17 protein-coding genes and 3 tRNA genes are annotated in these 18,031 nt (G+C 71.3%); 10 read left to right on the forward strand and 10 right to left on the reverse strand.

The window, feature by feature from the left end:
* Window positions 1-39 precede the first annotated feature (39 nt).
* The 8 genes from CP977_RS18370 to CP977_RS18405 form a co-directional block, all read right to left on the reverse strand.
* Window positions 40-115 (reverse strand) — tRNA-Gly (locus tag CP977_RS18370).
* A 22-nt stretch (window positions 116-137) separates the two neighbouring features.
* Window positions 138-746, reverse strand: a complete 609-nt coding sequence (locus CP977_RS18375) for a response regulator transcription factor (protein WP_062753538.1) — start codon at window positions 744-746, stop codon at window positions 138-140.
* Entirely contained in the window at window positions 743-2,197 is a 1,455-nt protein-coding gene (locus CP977_RS18380) for a sensor histidine kinase (protein WP_152370500.1), read from the reverse strand. The genes CP977_RS18375 and CP977_RS18380 overlap by 4 nt, the downstream gene beginning before the upstream one ends.
* Window positions 2,198-2,218: 21 nt before the next feature.
* Window positions 2,219-3,022 (reverse strand): ABC transporter permease, encoded by an 804-nt coding sequence (locus CP977_RS18385; protein ID WP_062753536.1) that lies wholly within the window; start codon window positions 3,020-3,022, stop codon window positions 2,219-2,221.
* Complete coding sequence (locus CP977_RS18390) at window positions 3,019-4,092, reverse strand: ABC transporter ATP-binding protein (RefSeq protein WP_109186713.1); 1,074 nt, start codon at window positions 4,090-4,092, stop codon at window positions 3,019-3,021. Before CP977_RS18390 ends, CP977_RS18385 begins: the two co-directional genes overlap by 4 nt.
* Window positions 4,093-4,235: 143 nt before the next feature.
* Window positions 4,236-4,308, reverse strand: a tRNA-Gly gene (locus CP977_RS18395).
* Window positions 4,309-4,388: 80 nt separating this feature from the next.
* Window positions 4,389-4,460 (reverse strand) — tRNA-Gly (locus CP977_RS18400).
* A 264-nt stretch (window positions 4,461-4,724) separates the two neighbouring features.
* Entirely contained in the window at window positions 4,725-5,123 is a 399-nt protein-coding gene (locus CP977_RS18405) for a histone-like nucleoid-structuring protein Lsr2 (protein WP_183953322.1), read from the reverse strand.
* 348 nt (window positions 5,124-5,471) lie between these two features.
* Here CP977_RS18405 and purS point away from each other — a divergent pair, with 348 nt between their 5' ends.
* From purS to purM, 9 genes are all read left to right on the forward strand, one after another.
* Window positions 5,472-5,747 (forward strand): phosphoribosylformylglycinamidine synthase subunit PurS, encoded by a 276-nt coding sequence (gene purS / locus CP977_RS18410; RefSeq protein ID WP_078489458.1) that lies wholly within the window; start codon window positions 5,472-5,474, stop codon window positions 5,745-5,747.
* Window positions 5,744-6,424: a phosphoribosylformylglycinamidine synthase subunit PurQ gene (purQ, locus tag CP977_RS18415; protein WP_030496512.1), complete on the forward strand. Its 681-nt coding sequence runs from the start codon at window positions 5,744-5,746 to the stop codon at window positions 6,422-6,424. The genes purS and purQ overlap by 4 nt, the downstream gene beginning before the upstream one ends.
* Window positions 6,424-8,673, forward strand: coding sequence for a phosphoribosylformylglycinamidine synthase subunit PurL (gene purL, locus CP977_RS18420; RefSeq protein ID WP_062753534.1), 2,250 nt, complete (start codon window positions 6,424-6,426; stop codon window positions 8,671-8,673). The genes purQ and purL overlap by 1 nt, the downstream gene beginning before the upstream one ends.
* A gap of 129 nt (window positions 8,674-8,802) precedes the next feature.
* Window positions 8,803-9,312: an ArsR/SmtB family transcription factor gene (locus CP977_RS18425; RefSeq protein WP_062753531.1), complete on the forward strand. Its 510-nt coding sequence runs from the start codon at window positions 8,803-8,805 to the stop codon at window positions 9,310-9,312.
* A gap of 67 nt (window positions 9,313-9,379) precedes the next feature.
* Window positions 9,380-10,219 (forward strand): M23 family metallopeptidase, encoded by an 840-nt coding sequence (locus CP977_RS18430; RefSeq protein ID WP_062753528.1) that lies wholly within the window; start codon window positions 9,380-9,382, stop codon window positions 10,217-10,219.
* A gap of 118 nt (window positions 10,220-10,337) precedes the next feature.
* Window positions 10,338-11,126 carry a maleylpyruvate isomerase family mycothiol-dependent enzyme gene (locus tag CP977_RS18435; RefSeq protein ID WP_152370501.1) on the forward strand — a complete coding sequence of 263 codons (789 nt, stop codon included), beginning with the start codon at window positions 10,338-10,340 and terminating at the stop codon, window positions 11,124-11,126.
* A gap of 131 nt (window positions 11,127-11,257) precedes the next feature.
* On the forward strand, window positions 11,258-12,085 hold the full coding sequence (locus CP977_RS18440; protein ID WP_152370502.1) for an META domain-containing protein: 828 nt from the start codon (window positions 11,258-11,260) through the stop codon (window positions 12,083-12,085).
* Window positions 12,086-12,315: 230 nt separating this feature from the next.
* On the forward strand, window positions 12,316-13,842 hold the full coding sequence (purF, locus tag CP977_RS18445; RefSeq protein WP_062753519.1) for an amidophosphoribosyltransferase: 1,527 nt from the start codon (window positions 12,316-12,318) through the stop codon (window positions 13,840-13,842).
* A gap of 61 nt (window positions 13,843-13,903) precedes the next feature.
* A complete protein-coding gene (gene purM, locus CP977_RS18450; RefSeq protein WP_062753516.1) occupies window positions 13,904-14,983 on the forward strand; it encodes a phosphoribosylformylglycinamidine cyclo-ligase in 1,080 nt (359 codons plus the stop codon).
* A 152-nt stretch (window positions 14,984-15,135) separates the two neighbouring features.
* On the opposite strand, the gene CP977_RS18455 is transcribed toward purM, so the two are convergent.
* Window positions 15,136-15,393, reverse strand: a complete 258-nt coding sequence (locus tag CP977_RS18455) for a DUF3073 domain-containing protein (RefSeq protein WP_062753514.1) — start codon at window positions 15,391-15,393, stop codon at window positions 15,136-15,138.
* 289 nt (window positions 15,394-15,682) lie between these two features.
* Window positions 15,683-16,783 carry a Leu/Phe/Val dehydrogenase gene (locus tag CP977_RS18460; RefSeq protein ID WP_079131306.1) on the reverse strand — a complete coding sequence of 367 codons (1,101 nt, stop codon included), beginning with the start codon at window positions 16,781-16,783 and terminating at the stop codon, window positions 15,683-15,685.
* A 155-nt stretch (window positions 16,784-16,938) separates the two neighbouring features.
* On the opposite strand from CP977_RS18460, the gene CP977_RS18465 reads away from it, so the two are divergent.
* Entirely contained in the window at window positions 16,939-17,820 is an 882-nt protein-coding gene (locus CP977_RS18465; RefSeq protein ID WP_152370503.1) for a DUF8083 family protein, read from the forward strand.
* The last annotated feature ends 211 nt before the right edge of the window (window positions 17,821-18,031 follow it).

An 18,031-nucleotide genomic window follows, 5' to 3' on the forward strand; every position in this document is an offset into this window, starting at 1 on the left:
CGAGAAAACCCCCGGTCGGATCGACCGGGGGCTTCTTCGTGGAGCGGACGACGAGATTCGAACTCGCGACCCTCACCTTGGCAAGGTGATGCTCTACCAACTGAGCCACGTCCGCATGCGCCGTAGCGCGGAGACCACTATACCCAACCTTTCTCCCGCGCGAGACGCACCGCCGCGTGACGGTTCTCGGCACCGACCTTCGCGGCGGCCGACGAGAGGTAGTTCCGGACGGTCCCGGGGGAGAGCGAGGCGCGCCGGGCGATCTCCGCGACGGGGGCTCCGTCGGCGGCGAGTTCGAGCACCTCGGCCTCCCGCACGGTCAGCGGCGAGTCCCCGGACGCTATGGCGTCGGCCGCCAACTCCGGGTCCACGTAACGGTTTCCGGCGTGCACGGTACGGATGAGTTCGGCGAGCCGCTGGGCGCTGACGGTCTTCGGTGCGAAGCCGCGGACGCCCGCGGCGAGGGCCCGCTTCAGGTGCCCGGGACGCCCGTGACTGGTCACGATCATGGCGCGGCACTCGGGGAGTTCGTCCCGCAGGGCAGTGGCGACCATCACACCGTCCAGGCCCGGCATCTGGAGATCGAGCACGGCGACGTCGGGGCGGTGGGCACGGGCCATGGCGAGCGCCTCGGGTCCGGTCGCGGCCTCGGCGACGACCACGAGGTCGTCCTCCAGGGCGAGCAGGGCGGCGAGCGCTCCCCGGATCAGGTGCTCGTCGTCGGCCAGCAGTACGCGTACGGTCACGCGACCGTCTCCTCCTTCTCGTGCGTCCCCCGCTTCTCTTGTCTTCCAGGCCCCCCGTGGCCCTCACGCTTCCCGTACGCCCTGTACTCCTCTTGCTTCCCGGGAGTCTCGGAGTTCTCGCGCCTCTCCGACTTCTCGGGTACGAGGCGTGCCGGGGGTCCGGGTTTTCGCGCGGGTCCGCCCCGCCCCGGGCGGGGCAGCGGGACACGGGCGGTCACGCGGAACGAGTGCGGTGCCGACGGCCCCGCGTCCAGGGTGCCGTCCACCGCGCCGAGCCGCTCCCGCAGCCCGGCGAGTCCGGACCCGGCCCCGCGCCCGCCGTGCCCCGCCCCGCCCGCGGCGCCGGTCGCCCCCGCGCCGGCCGCGGCACCCGCGTCCGCCGCCCCGTCGTTCTCGACGGTGAGCAGCACCGCCCCCGGCTCGGACCGGAGCACGATCGCGCACCGGCGTGCGTCCCCGTGGCGCAGGACGTTCGTCGTGGTCTCCCGGACCACCCAGCCCAGGGCCGACTGCACCTCGGGCGGCAGGTCCAGCGTCGGAGCGTCCACGGCGCAGGCGATCCCGGCGGCCCCGAGGACTCCGCGCGCGCCCTCCAGTTCCACCCGCAGGTCGGCCTCGCGGTAGCCGCGTACGACCTCGCGGACTTCCCGCTGCGACTCCTGCGCGATCCGCTGGACCTCCACCATCTGGTCCACCGCCTCCGGGCGTCCGCGCCGGGAGAGCTGCACCGCCAGCTCGCTCTTGAGCGCGATCACCGACAGGTTCCGCCCCATGACGTCGTGCAGGTCCCGCCCGAAGCGGAGCCGCTCCTCGGCGACGGCCAGCCGGGCCTTGAGGTCCCGGGAACGCTCCAGCTCCTGCACGATCCGGAGCAGCCAGGAGGAGAATCCGCTGGTCACGGAGATGAAGACGCCACCGATGAGTATGCCGACGGCGGAACCGGCCGCCATGTCCAACCCGTTGCCGACCGCCGCCATCGGGGCTCCGGTGGCGAAGGCGGTACCGAGCACCGCGTACGCCATGTGCCGCACCGGACCGAGGCAGAGGACGAGCGCGCAGAGCGTGAAGATCGAGGTCCCCGCGAGGATGCCCACGTTGACTCCCGGCTCGGGCAGCGCCCCGCCCGCCCACAGGAGGTTCAGGGCGAGGTCGACGCCGAAGGTGGTGCCGGCCACCGTGACGGCGAGTCGGACCGGCCGCTCCCGCTTCCCGGTCGTGTGGTCCAGGGCGCGGGAGGCGAGGACCGCGCAGAGCACGGCGTGGACACCGATCCAGAGGAACAGACCGACCGAGGCCTGCACGGGGAGAGGGCCGCGCTCACCGTGGCTGAAGGGGATGCCGCCGAGCACGAACAGCTCGATCGGCACGAAGAGGTGGAAGGTCCACCGTGTGTACAGCTCGACCTTTTCGGCGCTGCTGCGCCCGGACCACCATCCCGTCAGCCTGGACATCAGGCTTCCCCCTCCCGAGCTCTAGCGCCGCGGTTCCCAGCGGAACCACTGGCGGACCGCCCACCCCGTCAGGACGCCCCAGGCCACTGTATTGAGCCCGGCACCCACCAGGCTCTCCGCGTGCGCGGTGCCGAGCCAGCCCGCCCGTACGAACTCCATCACGCCGCTGAGCGGCAGCAGCCCGCAGAGGTCGGCGGCGAGCGGGGGCAGGGCGTCGCGGGGCACGAAGAGGCCCGAGCCGAAGCAGGAGACGAGGAAGAGCGGCAGGGTCGTCAGGCCGGCGCTCTCCACGGAGCGGGTGATCACGGTGGTGAGCGCGGCGAGTCCGGCGAGCAGGACGATCGCGACGGCGACGCCGAGCAGCAGCAGGTCCGGACGGGCGGGGGCGGGCACGTCGAGGACGGCGATACCGCCGGCCGTCAGCACGGCACACTGCGCGAGCGTGATGGCGGTCGCGGGCAGGGCGCAGCCGGTGAGTATCTCCGCGTCGCTCGCCTCGCCGGTCCGCAGCCGCTTGAGGACGAGCTCCTCGCGGCGGGCGACGAGTGCGGAGACGAGGCCCATGTAGGTGACGAGGAGCAGGACCATGCCGGTGCCGCCGATGAGGGTGGCCGCTCCGGCGCCGATCGGCAGGGTCTCCGCGTCGAGCTGGGTGAGCGAGGAGCGCAGCAGGAAGACCATCAGCACCGGCATGAGCAGGGCGATGAAGAGGTTGTTCCGGTTGCGCAGGAGGAGGGTCAGCTCGGCCCGGCCGAGAGCGGTGAGCCGGCCGCGGACGGTGGAGGCGGGCCCGGCGGCCGGGGACGTGGTCGTGGCGGTGCTCATCGGGCGTCGGCCTCCTGCCGGTCGGTACGCGCTGTGGTGTCGTGGGTCTGGACCTTCCCGGCCGGAACGCCTCCCGCCGGAGCGTCCCCTGACCGGGCGTCCCCCGTCAGGACGTCCCCCGGCAGGCCGCCCCCGGACGAGCCGTCGCGCGAGGCGATGTCGAGGAACGCCTCTTCGAGGGAGGCGGAGCGGGCGTCGAGCCCGTCGAGCCGTATGCCGCCCTCCCCGGCCCAGGCGAGGAGCACGGCGAGGTCCTCCTGGAGGTCGCGGGTGCGGATCTCCACGTGGCCGTCGGTCTCGGCGGCCCGCAGGCGCAGCGGGAGCTGCGCGGCCAGAACGCCCTCGGGGAGGGTGAAGCGGATCCGGGCCGGGCGGGCGGCGGTGACCTCGGCCGGCGTGCCGGAGAGCACGATCTCGCCCCGGTGCATGATCGCGAGGCGGTCGGCGAGGGCTTCGACCTCCTCCAGGTAGTGCGTGGTGAGGAGGACGGTGGTGCCGCCGTCCCGCAGCTGCCGGACGAGGTTCCAGGTGTCGCGGCGGCCCTCGGCGTCGAGGCCGGTGGTGGGCTCGTCGAGGAAGAGCACCTCGGGGCGGCCGAGCAGCGCGAGCGCCAGGTCGAGCCGGCGCCGCTCGCCGCCGGAGAGCTGCTTGATCCGGACGCGCTCGCGCCCGGCGAGGCCGGTGGCGGCGAGCGCCTCCCCGACGGGACGGGCACCGCTGGTGCAGCCCGCCCACATTCGTATGGTCTCGGCCACGGTGAGGTCGGAGGGGAAGCCGCCCTCCTGGAGCATGATGCCGATCCGGGGCCGGACGGCGGACCGCTCGCGGTACGGGTCGTGGCCGAGGACGCGGGCGGTGCCGGCGCTGGGGACGGCGAGGCCCTCCAGGAGTTCGACGGTGGAGGTCTTGCCGGCGCCGTTGGTCCCGAGGAGGGCGAAGATCTCGCCCCGTGGAACGGCGAAGGAGATCCCGCGCACGGCCTCGAAGCCGCCGGACCCTCGGCCGGTTCCCCGGCCGGATCCCTCGACGTACGTACGGCGCAGGTCGGTCGCCTCGATCGCAGGTGTCATGTGTCCAGACTCCTGTCGGCCGACGGCCCCCGGCAGTGCGCGCTGTCATGATCCCTTCTGACAAATGTCATGAGGGCGGTGGTCGATAGGGGGGAAGCACGACGAAGGCCCCGGTTCCTGAGAACCGGGGCCTTCGCACTCTGAGCGGACGACGAGATTCGAACTCGCGACCCTCACCTTGGCAAGGTGATGCTCTACCAACTGAGCCACGTCCGCATTGCTCCCGACCAGCTTTCACCGGGCGGTGCGAGCACCACTGTACCTGATCCACAAGAGTGGTCGGTAATGCGATGCAGAGCGGGTGACAGGAATTGCACACTGCGCCTTCCCCCTGGAAGGGGGCTGTTCTGCTACTGAACTACACCCGCACGCTGCTTGGAGTGGGGCCTTCCGGCCTCGCCCCTCGGCGTGATCCAGACTCTAGCCGATCACCTGGGGTGCAATGCAAATCGGTTCGGCCTGCGGTGATGGGCGGGCCGGTCCGCCCGGGGGGCGGGGCCGCCCGGAGAGAGGTCGTCCGGAGAGAGGTCACCCAGAGAGAGACAGTCCGAAGAGGGGGCGCCCGGGGAGAGACCGCCCGGGGAGGGGGGCACCCACGAGCCCGCCGGGGCGCCTCCGCGAGCCCCCGGGCTTCAGCTCGCCTCGCGGAAGGCCTCGTAGACCCGCTTGGGGATCCGGCCCCGGGCGGGCACGTCCATCTTGTTGGACTGGGCCCAGGCGCGGACCGCCGCAGGGTCGGGGGCGAGGTCGGTGTGCGTGTACGTCGCGGCCGCGACCCGGCCCCGGCCACCGCCGACACCGGAACCACCGCCGGCACCGGCACCGGAAGCGCCACCGGCTCCCGCGCCGATCCGCGCGGGGATCTTGCGGCCGGCCGCGAGGTAGGGCGCGAGGGCCTTGCGGAGTTTCTCTGCATTGGCAGCATTCAGGTCGATCTCGTACATCTTCCCGTCGAGGCCGAACGCGACCGTTTCAGCTGCTTCTCCGCCCTCGATGTCATCGGAGAGGGTGACCACCACACGCTGAGCCACGGATATCGGTCCTTTCCTGCGGCTGCCGAGGTCGTAGGGGGCGCTTGTGGCGCCCTTGACGTGCGACGATGCCGACCGTTCGGCTGTGCCGGGACAATGCTGCTTTCTTCTGGAAACCTTTCTACAGCGGCAGGTGTCGCATTGTGAAGCCCTGCCATTTGTTTCAGCGTGTCCCGGTGCAATGCGGTCCGCAATATTTCACGTGAATTTTGCCTTCGAGGGTCGGTCGGGCTGCGGTGGGAGAGAGGGTCGATCACCGGCCTTTTGTAGGATCCTTCAGATCTCTACCCGCGTAGAATTTGGAGGCAGGTACGCTGAAGGAACCGCCCACGCAACACACCACCGGGAGTGCCAGTGGCACGCGTCGTAGTCGACGTCATGCTCAAGCCGGAGATCCTCGACCCCCAGGGGCAGGCGGTGCAGCGTGCACTGCCCCGCCTGGGATTCGCCGGAATCGCCGACGTCCGTCAGGGGAAGCGCTTCGAGCTGGAGGTGGAGGGGCCGGTCGACGACGCCGCCCTCGCCCGCATCCACGAGATGGCCGAAACCTTCCTCGCCAACACCGTGATCGAGGACTTCACCGTGAAGGTGGAGTCCACGGAGACCGCCGGGGCCTCGTCGTGACCGCACGCATCGGCGTCGTCACGTTCCCCGGAACGCTCGACGACCAGGACGCGCTGCGTGCCGCCCGCCTGGCGGGCGCCGAGCCCGTCTCGCTATGGCACCGGGACAAGGACCTCAAGCAGGTCGACGCCGTGGTCCTGGCCGGCGGCTTCTCCTACGGCGACTACCTGCGGGCCGGAGCCATCTCCCGCTTCTCGCCGGTGATGGAGACGATCATCGAGCAGGCGAAGGCGGGCATGCCCGTCCTCGGCATCTGCAACGGCTTCCAGATCCTCACCGAGGCCCATCTGCTGCCGGGCGCGATGCTGCGCAACAACCACCTCCACTTCATCTGCCGCGACCAGAAGCTGCGGGTGGAGAACGCGGAGACCGCCTGGACCTCGGACTACACCGAGGGCCAGGAGATCGAGGTCCCGCTCAAGAACATGGACGGCCGGTACGTCGCCGACGAGCGCGTGCTCGACGAGCTGGAGGCCGAGGGCCGGGTGGCCTTCCGCTACCTGGACGTCAACCCCAACGGCTCGCTCCGCGACATCGCGGGCATCACCAACGCCGCCGGCAACGTGGTCGGCCTCATGCCGCACCCCGAGCACGCCGTCGAGCCGCTGATCGGCACCGGCAAGACGGACGGTCTCGGTTTCTTCACCTCGATCCTCAAGAAGCTGGTCAACGCCTGATGAGCCTCGACACCGTCAAGCACGCGAGCGAGACGCCGGACAGCGAGCAGCCCTGGAAGGAGCTCGGCCTCAAGGAGGACGAGTACGCGCGCATCCGCGAGATCCTCGGCCGCCGTCCCACCGGCGCCGAGCTCGCCATGTACTCCGTCATGTGGTCGGAGCACTGCTCGTACAAGAGCAGCAAGGTCCACCTGAAGCAGTTCGGCGAGAAGGTCCCCGCCAACGACGCCATGCTCGTCGGCATCGGCGAGAACGCGGGCGTCGTGGACGTCGGCCAGGGGTACGCGGTCACCTTCAAGGTCGAGTCGCACAACCACCCCTCGTACATCGAGCCCTACCAGGGCGCGGCCACCGGCGTGGGCGGCATCGTCCGCGACATCCTCGCCATGGGCGCCCGCCCGGTCGCGGTCGTCGACCCGCTGCGGTTCGGCGCGGCCGACCACCCCGACACCAAGCGCGTGCTGCCCGGTGTCGTCGCCGGCATCGGCGGCTACGGCAACTGTCTGGGCCTGCCCAACATCGGCGGCGAGGTCGTCTTCGACTCCTGCTACCAGGGCAACCCGCTGGTCAACGCCGGCTGCATCGGCGTGATGAAGCACGAGGACATCCACCTCGCCAAGGCTTCCGGCGCCGGCAACAAGGTGATCCTGTACGGCGCCCGCACGGGCGGCGACGGCATCGGCGGCGTCTCGGTCCTCGCGTCCGAGACCTTCGACGACACGAAGCCGACCAAGCGCCCCGCCGTCCAGGTCGGCGACCCGTTCCAGGAGAAGCTCCTCATCGAGTGCACCCTGGAGATCTTCGCGGAGAAGCTGGTCGCGGGCATCCAGGACCTCGGCGGCGCCGGGCTCTCCTGCGCCACCTCCGAGCTGGCCTCCGCCGGTTCCGGCGGCATGCGGGTCGACCTCGACCGCGTGCACCTGCGCGACGCGACGCTCTCGCCCGAGGAGATCCTCATGAGCGAGTCGCAGGAGCGCATGTGCGCGATCGTCGAGCCCGGCAAGGTCGACCGCTTCCTGGAGATCTGCGAGAAGTGGGACGTCATCGCCACCGTCATCGGTGAGGTGACCGAGGGCGAGCGCCTGGAGATCTTCTGGCACGGCGAGCAGATCGTGGACGTGCCGCCGCGCACGGTCGCCCACGAGGGCCCGGTCTACCAGCGTCCGTTCGCCCGTCCGGAGTGGCAGGACGCGCTCCAGGCCGACGACGCCGGCAAGCTGCCCCGGCCGCAGAACGGAGAGGAGCTGAAGGACCAGGTCCTCAGGCTCGTCTCCTCCCCGAACCAGGCCTCGAAGTCCTGGATCACGGACCAGTACGACCGGTTCGTGCAGGGCAACACGGTCCTGGCGCAGCCCGAGGACGCGGGCATGGTCCGCATCGACGAGGAGACCAACCTCGGCGTGGCCATGGCGACCGACGGCAACGGCCGGTACGCGAAGCTCGACCCGTACGCGGGCGCGCAGCTCGCGCTCGCGGAGTCGTACCGCAACGTCGCCGCCTCCGGTGCCAAGCCGCTGGCGATCTCCAACTGCCTGAACTTCGGCTCCCCCGAGGACCCGGACGTGATGTGGCAGTTCGCCGAGGCCACCCGCGGTCTCGCGGACGGCTGCTTCCAGCTCGGCACCCCGGTGACCGGCGGAAACGTCTCGCTCTACAACCAGACCGGTGACGTGGCGATCCACCCGACGCCCGTCGTGGCCGTCCTCGGCGTGATCGACGACGTCAACCGCCGCACCCCGATCGCCTTCGCGGAAGAGGGCCAGCTCCTCTACCTGCTCGGCGACACCAAGGAGGAGTTCGGCGGTTCGGCCTGGTCCGAGGTGATCCACCAGCACCTCGGCGGTCTGCCGCCGGCCGTGGACCTCGACCGCGAGAAGCTGCTCGGCGAGATCCTGATCTCGGCCTCCCGCGACGGCATGATCGACGCGGCGCACGACCTGTCCGACGGCGGTCTCGTGCAGGCGGTCGTCGAGTCCTGCCTGCGCGGCGGCAAGGGCGCGCGCCTGGTCGTCCCGGAGGGCCTGGACGCCTTCACCTTCCTCTTCAGCGAGTCGGCGGGCCGCGCGGTCGTCGCCGTCCCGCGCAGCGAGGAGCTCCGCTTCACCGACATGTGCGGTGCGCGGGGTCTGCCGGCGACCCGGATCGGCGTCGTCGACGGGGACGCCGTCGACGTGCAGGGCGAGTTCGCGCTCTCCCTGGAGGAGCTGCGCGCGGCCCACGAGGCGACGATCCCGGGCCTGCTGGCCTGATCGCCTCTGCGGAGCAGGAGCAGTACGTACGGGAGCCCCCGTCCGGACCTTCGGGTCCGGGCGGGGGCTTCGTCGTTTCTCCTCCGATTCACTCTTGCACGGAGTTACGTAGTTACGTAATCTGTACGCATGGAGATGGAAGAGCGGTTCACCGAGCTGGAGCGGCGCATCGCGGCACTGGAGGGCATGGAGGCCCCCACGCGCCCCGAGACCGCCGGAGGGGACTTCTGGGCCCTGGAGGGGTTCAAGGCCGAGCTGGCCGAGGCGGGGCCGCGGGGCGCCGACGGCGGGGTGCTCTTCACGGGTTCGGTCCGGCTGCCCACCGAGGAGCGGTACGAGTGGCAGTTCGGCGCGTTCACCGAGCGGCTGCTCGACGAGGACTGGGCCGAGACCGCGGACTCCTTCGCCGCCCTCGGCCATCCCGTACGGCTCCGGCTGCTGCGGGAGATACTCGGCGGCCGCCGCACCGCCGCCGAGCTGGCCGAGCTCCCGGAGACGGGCACGACCGGCCAGATCTACCACCACCTGCGCCAACTGACCGGCGCGGGCTGGCTCCACGCGTCCGGGCGCGGCCGCTACGAGGTCCCGGCGGCCCGGGTCGTCCCGCTCCTGGTGGCCTTCACGGCGGCCCGCCCATAGCCCTTCGCCCACAACCGCCGGTTCTCCGACCACAGCCGTCGACCACGATCGTTCAGGGGGAACGCTCATGTTCACGCGCAAGACCGCGGTGGTGCTCCACCGCACGCTCTGGCTGCTGTTCTTCGTCCAGATGGCCGTCTCGTTCACCGTCGGACTGCCCTACTCGTACGCCGTGAGCTGGCTGCCGCTGATCGCCGCCGTGGGGGTCGGGATCGCGCTCGCCCGGCACACCGGCAAGGAGATCGAGGCGGCGGCGCGGCCACCGGTCGAGGTGGACCCGCCGGTCGCCGGCCGCTGGACCGCGCTCAACAGCCCGGCGGACCGGACGCCCAGCCACGGCACCCACCAGTACGGCCAGACGTACGCCATCGACATCGTGGCGGAGGCGGAGGACGGAGAGCGGTCCCGGCCCTCCTTCGCGTGGCTGTGGCCGGTGGCCTGCCGGAGCGAGGAGTTTCCGGCCTTCGACGCCCCGCTGTTCGCGGTCGCCGACGCGACCGTCGTGCACGCCGAGGACGGCCGGCGCGACCACCTCAGCCGCAACTCGCTGCCCGCCTTCCTCTATCTGATGCTCTTCGAGGCCACCGTCCGCGTCCTCGCGGGAGCCCGGCGGGTCGTCGGAAACCACCTGATACTCGACCTCGGGAACGGCACCTACGCGGTGTACGCCCACCTCCGGCGGGGATCGCTCACCGTCCGGGCGGGCGACCGGGTCACGGCCGGCCGGCAGCTCGCCCGGTGCGGAAACTCCGGCAACTCCACCGAACCGCACCTGCACTTCCAGCTCATGAACGGCCCTGACCTGGACACGGCCAGGGGGGTTCCCTTCACCTGGCGCGGTGTCGGAGTGCCGAAGAACAAGGAGACGTTCGAGTCGATACCGGCCGCGCACCCCGGCCCGGCCTGACCCCGGCCCGGCCTGACCCCGGCCCGGCCTGACCCCGCCCGGCCTGACCCTCGCCCAGCCTGACGCCCGCTCGGTCCGACCTCCGCCGACCGTCCTCGTCGCCGACTACCCTCGCCCCATGCCACCGGCCAAGAAGCGCACCCGCAGCTACGACCCGGCCAAGACCCGGGCCGCCGTCCTCACCCAGTTCCGGCACGTACGGGAGGCCGTCGAGGCCTTCACGCCCGGACAGCTCGACGGGCCGACCCGGCTCGGGGAGTGGACCGTACGGGACCTGGCGGCGCACCTCGCATGGATGATCGACTCCGTGCCACAGCTGCTTGCCGCGCCCGCGCCGGCCGCGCGGGAACTGGCCCTGCTCGACTGGCCGTCCAGGACCGCGTCGGCGGCCGAGCGGATCGACGCGCACACGCGCGGGATCGATGCCTCCGACCTGCCCGGGCTCTACGCGCGCGTACAGGGCGACTACGAGGAGGCGGTGACGGGTGCGGCCGACGACCGGCTCCTGCCGCTGAGTTTCGGCGCCATGACCCTCGGGGACTTCCTCGTCACCCGGACCGTCGAACTCGTCGTCCACACCGACGACCTGAACGAGGCGACCGGCGCCGGCATCCCGTACGACCGGCAGGCCCTCGCCGCCTGCACCCGTCTCCTCGCGGACGTGCTCGCGGTGGAGGCGCCGGGCGGGGCGGTCGAGGTGCGGGTCCCGCCGTACGCCGTCGTCCAGTGCGTGGAGGGGCCCCGGCACACCCGGGGCACCCCGCCCAACGTGGTCGAGACGGACCCGCTGACCTGGATCCGGCTCGCGACCGGGCGCACGGGATGGGCGGCGGAGCTGGACGCGGCCCGGGTGAGCGCGAGCGGCGAGCGCGCCGACCTGGCGGACCTGCTGCCCCTGATGGGCTGACGACCGGCCGCCGCGGGTCCGTACAGGTAGGTCCGTACAGGCGGGTCCATACCGGCAAGTCCGTACAGGCAGGTTCGTACAGGTGGGCGGGGCCCGTGGAACCGACTCGTCCGGTCGGCCGTCCCATTTCCATGTCGAAGCCACGAGCACTCGTCGTCCTGGTCCCGCTCCTCCCGGCTCTTCTGCTCACCGCCTGCGGTACGGAAGGAGGTCAAGGCTCCGGATCCGGGGCCGGCACCGTCTCCCCGGACCTCCCGCTCACCGGCACGCACTGGACCGTCGACGAGGTCACCGTCGACGGGAGCACGTCCGACGCCCCGGGCGACGCCCGCGTCGCGTTCGGGAAGGACGGCCGCGTCACGGGGAGCGGCGGCTGCAACACCTTCAACGCCACCGTCGCCGTGAAGGGCGACACCCTCACGGCCTCCCCGGGGCCGATGACCGAGATCGCCTGTTCCGAGGACCGGATGCGGTTCGAGAAGCAGCTGGTCAAGGCCTTCTCCGGGGAGCTCAAGGGCACGCTGGAGAACGACACCCTCACCCTGACCTCGCCCGACGGACGGAACGTGCTCGCGCTCACCGCCGAGCGGCCCGCCCCGCTGCGCGGCACCGCGTGGAAGGTCGAGAGCCTGCTCTCCGGGCAGACCGCGTCCTCCCTGCCCGCCGGCAGCGAGGGCAAGGCGCGGATCGTCCTGGGCGAGGACGGCAAGGTCACCGGAAACCTGGGCTGCAACAACTTCTCCGCGACCGCCAGGACCGACGCCACGACCCTCACCGTCGAGGGCCCGGCGGCCACCACCCGGATGATGTGCACGGGCCCCCAGATGAAGCTGGAGACCAAGCTGTACGAGCTCCTCGACGGGCCGCTCACCTATCGGGTCGACCACCGGACCCTGACGCTCACCGACGCCTCCGGCGAGGGCCTCACCGCCACCGCCGAGCCGGCCGGACGCGCGTAGCGTCCGGGACCGCACTCCCCGCCGATTGCGAACTCCGTCACATCGCGGGCCGGCTCCGGAGCCGGTATGAGCGTCCGCTTTTCGCGGCTCCGGAGCCGGAATCCCTTCCCCTGCCTGGTTTGTAGCCCTCTCCAAGCGCGAGATGATCATTTCGTGCGATCGCACGAGTGGGGCCGACCCCGGATTTCCTCAATTCGGACCAGTGGTCGAGCCCGTCTACACTCGGAAACGTGCCACGTGGTGACGGTCGACTCAATCACGATCTGCTTCCCGGCGAGAAGGGCCCCCAGGACGCTTGCGGCGTCTTCGGTGTCTGGGCTCCGGGTGAAGAGGTCGCAAAGCTCACGTACTTCGGGCTCTACGCCCTCCAGCATCGGGGCCAGGAATCCGCGGGAATCGCGGTCAGCAACGGCTCCCAGATCCTCGTCTTCAAGGACATGGGCCTTGTGTCCCAGGTCTTCGACGAGACCTCTCTCGGTTCCCTCCAAGGTCACATCGCGGTCGGTCACGCCCGCTACTCGACCACCGGGGCCTCCGTGTGGGAGAACGCGCAGCCGACGTTCCGGGCGACCGCCCGCGGCTCGATCGCGCTCGGCCACAACGGCAACCTGGTGAACACGGCGCAGCTCGCCGAGATGGTCGCGGACCTGCCCAAGAAGGAAGGGCGCGCGACCCGGGTCGCCGCCACCAACGACACCGACCTGGTCACCGCGCTCCTCGCGGGCCAGGTGGACGAGGACGGCGAGCCGCTCACCATCGAGCAGGCCGCCGCGAAGGTCCTCCCCGAGGTCCGGGGCGCCTTCTCCCTCGTCTTCATGGACGAGCACACGCTCTACGCGGCCCGCGACCCGCAGGGCATCCGCCCGCTGGTCCTCGGCCGCCTGGAGCGCGGCTGGGTGGTCGCCTCCGAGTCCGCCGCCCTCGACATCTGCGGCGCCAGCTACGTCCGCGAGGTCGAGCCGGGCGAGATGATCGCGATCGACGAGAACGGCATCCGCACCTCTCGATTCGCGGAAGCGAAGCCCAAGGGCTGTGTCTTCGAGTACGTGTACCTGGCCCGCCCGGACACCGACATCGCCGGCCGGAACGTGTACCTCTCCCGCGTGGAGATGGGCCGCCGCCTCGCGAAGGAGGCGCCCGTCGAGGCCGACCTGGTGATAGCGACCCCGGAGTCCGGCACCCCGGCCGCCATCGGCTACGCCGAGGCCTCGGGCATCCCCTTCGGCGCCGGCCTGGTGAAGAACGCCTACGTCGGGCGCACCTTCATCCAGCCCTCCCAGACCATCCGCCAGCTGGGCATCCGGCTGAAGCTGAACCCCCTCAAGGAAGTCATCAAGGGGAAGAGGCTCGTGGTCGTCGACGACTCGATCGTCCGCGGCAACACCCAGCGGGCCCTGGTCCGGATGCTCCGCGAGGCCGGCGCCGCCGAGGTCCACATCCGGATCTCCTCCCCGCCGGTCAAGTGGCCCTGCTTCTTCGGCATCGACTTCGCGACCCGCGCGGAGCTGATCGCCAACGGCATGTCGGTCGAGGAGATCGGCAAGTCGCTGGGCGCGGACTCGCTCTCGTACATCTCCCTGGAGGGGATGATCGAGGCGACCACGATCCAGAAGCCGAACCTCTGCCGCGCCTGCTTCGACGGCGAGTACCCGATGGAGCTGCCGGACCCCGAGCTGCTCGGCAAGCAGCTCCTGGAGACCGAGCTGGCCGCCGGCCCGGCCGCCACCGCGGCCTCCGACGCGCTCCGCCGCCCGTAAGACCGTCCGTAAGACCCCGTCGCAACCGCTGCAACCGCAGTACGACACGAAAGTTCCCAGCATGTCTGAGTCCCTCAGTGCCGAAGGCGGCGCCAGCTACGCGTCCGCGGGCGTCGACATCGAGGCGGGCGACCGCGCGGTCGAGCTGATGAAGGAGTGGGTGAAGAAGACGAAGCGCCCCGAGGTCCTCGGCGGCCTCGGCGGCTTCGCCGGCCTCTTCGACGCCTCCGCCCTCAAGCGCTACGAGCGCCCGCTGCTCGCCTCCGCGACCGACGGCGTCGGCACGAAGGTCGACATCGCCCGCCAGATGGGCGTGTACGACACGATCGGCCACGACCTGGTCGCGATGGTCATGGACGACATCGTCGTCTGCGGCGCCGAACCGCTCTTCATGACCGACTACATCTGCGTGGGCAAGGTCCACCCGGAGCGGGTCGCGGCCATCGTCAAGGGCATCGCCGAGGGCTGCGTCCTGGCCGGCTGCGCCCTGGTCGGCGGCGAGACCGCGGAGCACCCGGGCCTCCTCGGCCCGGACGACTTCGACGTCGCCGGCGCGGGCACGGGCGTCGTGGAGTACGACCGGCTGCTCGGCTCGGACCGCATCCGTACGGGTGACGCGGTCGTCGCCATGGCCTCCTCCGGCCTTCACTCCAACGGGTACTCGCTCGTGCGGCACGTGGTCTTCGACCGTGCCGGCATGGCCCTCGACCAGCGGGTCGACGAGCTCGGCCGGACGCTGGGTGAGGAGCTCCTGGAGCCCACGAAGATCTACTCGCTCGACTGCCTGGCCCTCACCCGGACCACGGACGTCCACGCCTTCAGCCACATCACGGGCGGCGGCCTGGCGGCCAACCTGGCCCGGGTGATCCCGGACGGCCTGCACGCCACCGTGGACCGGTCGACCTGGGCCCCGGGCGCGATCTTCGACCTGGTCGGCAAGGCCGGACAGGTGGAGCGCCTGGAGCTGGAGAAGACCCTGAACATGGGCGTCGGCATGATGGCCGTCGTGCCGGCCGACTCCGTGGACGTGGCCCTGGCGACCCTGGCGGACCGCGGGGTCGAGTCCTGGGTGGCGGGCGAGATCACCGAGCGCGGCGACCGCGCCACCGGCGCCGAGCTGGTCGGGGACTACGCGAGCTGACCGGCCGGAGGACGTACGTCGTCGGGGGTGCCTCCAGGGGCGCCCCCGATCGCCGTCTCCGCCCGCGTCCCGCCTCCGCACGCGATGCGGCCGCGCGGACAGCACAGAAACCCGGCCGGGTGTACCGGACCGGGTTTCGGTGGTTCAGAAGGTCAAGCGCGACGCGAGGAGGATGAAGAGGGACCGGACTGGTCGTCCTCGTCCTCGTCGTCCGTGTTGTAGAGATCCGCGTACTGGGCGTACGGGTCGTCTTCCTCGTCGTCGTCCTCGAACGGCTCGCCATTCGGCGGCTGACTCGAAGTCGAAGCGCCCAGCTCATTGGCCAGACGCGTCAGGTCCGTCCCGCCGCTGCTGTACTTCAGCTGGCGGGCGACCTTGGTCTGCTTGGCCTTTGCCCGGCCGCGCCCCATGGCTCGACCCCCTCGGTGACGGGGCTCGATGGCCCCAGAGTCTTGACACGCGTTCATGATTCGGAGCGGGCTCTCGAAGGAGAGACCGGCCCGTAGGGCTTCAACGGTACCTGTTTCCGTGGGTCTACGGTACGCCGTGCGCATCACATACCCCGGTACAGAACCTTCGAGGTGCCCTTTCCTCGCTGGTCAGTCGCGATTTTAACCTCTTCTGGGGGTACGACCCGCCGACAAGGGTGAGGGAAGTCTCTCCAGCACCCCCGCGGAGGCGGGCCGCCCCCGGCCCGGCTCAGCCGCGCCGCGCCTCCGCCATGCGCTGCTCGGCGATCCGGTCGGCCGCCGCGGCCGGCGGAATCCCGTCTTCCTTCGCACGTGCGAAGATCGCGAGCGTGGTGTCGAAGATCTTCGTGGCCTTCGCCTTGCACCGGTCGAAGTCGAAGCCGTGCAGCTCGTCCGCGACCTGGATCACGCCACCGGCGTTGACCACGTAGTCGGGCGCGTAGAGGATGCCGCGCTCCTCCAGGTCCTTCTCGACGCCGAGGTGGGCGAGCTGGTTGTTGGCCGCGCCGCAGACGATCTTGGCGGTGAGGACCGGGACGGTGTCGTCGTTCAGGGCGCCGCCGAGCGCGCAGGGCGCGTAGACGTCCAGGCCCTCGACGCGGATCAGCGCGTCGGTGTCGGCGACCACCTTCACCTGCGGGTGCTTGTCGGTGATCCGGCGCACCGACTCCTCGCGCACGTCGGTGACGTACACCTCGGCGCCGTCCTCCAGGAGGTGCTCGACGAGGTAGTGGCCGACCTTGCCGACGCCCGCGACGCCGACCTTGCGGCCGCGCAGCGTGGGGTCGCCCCACAGGGTCTGCGCGGAGGCGCGCATGCCCTGGAAGACGCCGAAGGCGGTGAGGACGGAGGAGTCGCCGGCGCCGCCGTTCTCGGGGGAGCGGCCGGTGGTCCACCGGTTCTCGCGGGCGACGACGTCCATGTCGGCGACGTAGGTGCCGACGTCGCAGGCCGTGACGTACCGGCCGCCGAGGGAGGCGACGAAGCGCCCGTAGGCGAGGAGCAGCTCCTCCGTCTTGATCTGCTCGGGGTCGCCGATGATGACGGCCTTGCCGCCGCCGTGGTCGAGACCGGCCAGGGCGTTCTTGTACGACATGCCGCGCGCCAGGTTGAGGGCGTCGGCGATCGCCTCGGCCTCGGTGGCGTACGGGTAGAAGCGGGTGCCGCCGAGGGCGGGGCCCAGGGCGGTGGAGTGGAGGGCGATGACGGCCTTGAGGCCGGTCGCGCGGTCCTGGCAGAGCACGACTTGCTCGTGGCCACCCTGTTCCGAGCGGAAGAGGGTGTGCAGCACGTCTGCGGGATCGACAGGAACGCCGGTCACATCGGTCACGGTGGTGACTCCCAAGTACGAAGCGGCGGTTTCGACCCTCCCTGCGGGTGGGGGAGGGACCAGTTCGGCAAGAGGGTAAGCGCTACCTGGGCGTAGATCAGCCGCAGTGCGCAGGATCACCCCCTCGGGGAGCACCTCCGTGGAAGGATCGCGACATGTCGGTCGCCTCCTCGGTCCTCGTCCCCTACGCGTCCTATCTGCGGGTGTACGAGCCGCTGGCCGCGTTCCCCGAACCGGAGCGGTCCCACTGGGCCCGGTACGCGCGGCGGCCCCGCACCCCGGGGGCGCAGGAGGAGCTGCGCCGGTCGCTCGCGGACCTGCTGCCGACGCCCCCGGTGCCGGTGCCGGTGCACGAGAGCGGCGAGGCCTTCGTCGCGCACCTGGACGGGGTGGTGGTGATCTGCCCGTGGCGGACCCGGCTGCGCGGCTGGCTGGCCCTGGAGGAGCTGGTGGCGGAGGGGTATCCGGGGCCGGTGCTCGACGCGATGCTGCCGCCGGTGGTGCGCGCCCAGGTGGCGGCGGACCACGAGCGCTGGCTGGCGCGGAACCCGGACGCGCGCCCGTGGATCCGTACGGCGGTCTGGCAGGTGCCGGTGCGCTGGTTCGCTCTTTTCGGTGACGAGGACCGGCAGTACGAGCCGGGCGTCCGGAAGGGCGGGGCAGGGGAAGAGGCCGGGGCCGGCGCGGGCCGGGCGCCGGTGCTGCGGTACCGGACGACGATGGCCCAGGCGCGGCGCCGGCTCGCGCGGACCCTGCGGGCGCTGCGGGAGTCGATCGACGACGGTCCCATGACGGAGGGTCTGATCGAGGTGGGGCGCTGGCTGGAGGAGTTCCACCCGCGCGCCCTGGTGGAGCTGGACTTCGGCGGTCTGGTGCACGCGGTGCCGGAGGAGTGGCTGGCGGAGGAACGGTCGGCGGCCCAGCTCGCGGAGGGGATCGCCGCACTGCGGGCGGGGGACGGCGAGGCGGCGGGCGAGGCGTACGGGCGTCTGGCCGAGCGCTGGCGGACCATCAGGGACCTGCGGTTCGCGAACTGACGACCGCTCGGAGTGAGTACGGCCCCTTGGGTCGCAGGGGTACGACTCCCTCGCAGGGGGTACGGGCGTCGGGAATCGGCGACCGTGGCCGGAAGCCGCCGTGCGCGAACTGACACCAGTCGGGCATCTTCGTCAGGTCGGTATCGACAAGACATGTCCGACCGGTGTAAATGATCTTCGAGGTCTCCGGAGCCACCGGCCCCGGGGGCTC

The sequence above is a fragment of the Streptomyces cinereoruber genome (assembly GCF_009299385.1).
GTDB classification, from domain to species: domain Bacteria; phylum Actinomycetota; class Actinomycetes; order Streptomycetales; family Streptomycetaceae; genus Streptomyces; species Streptomyces bikiniensis.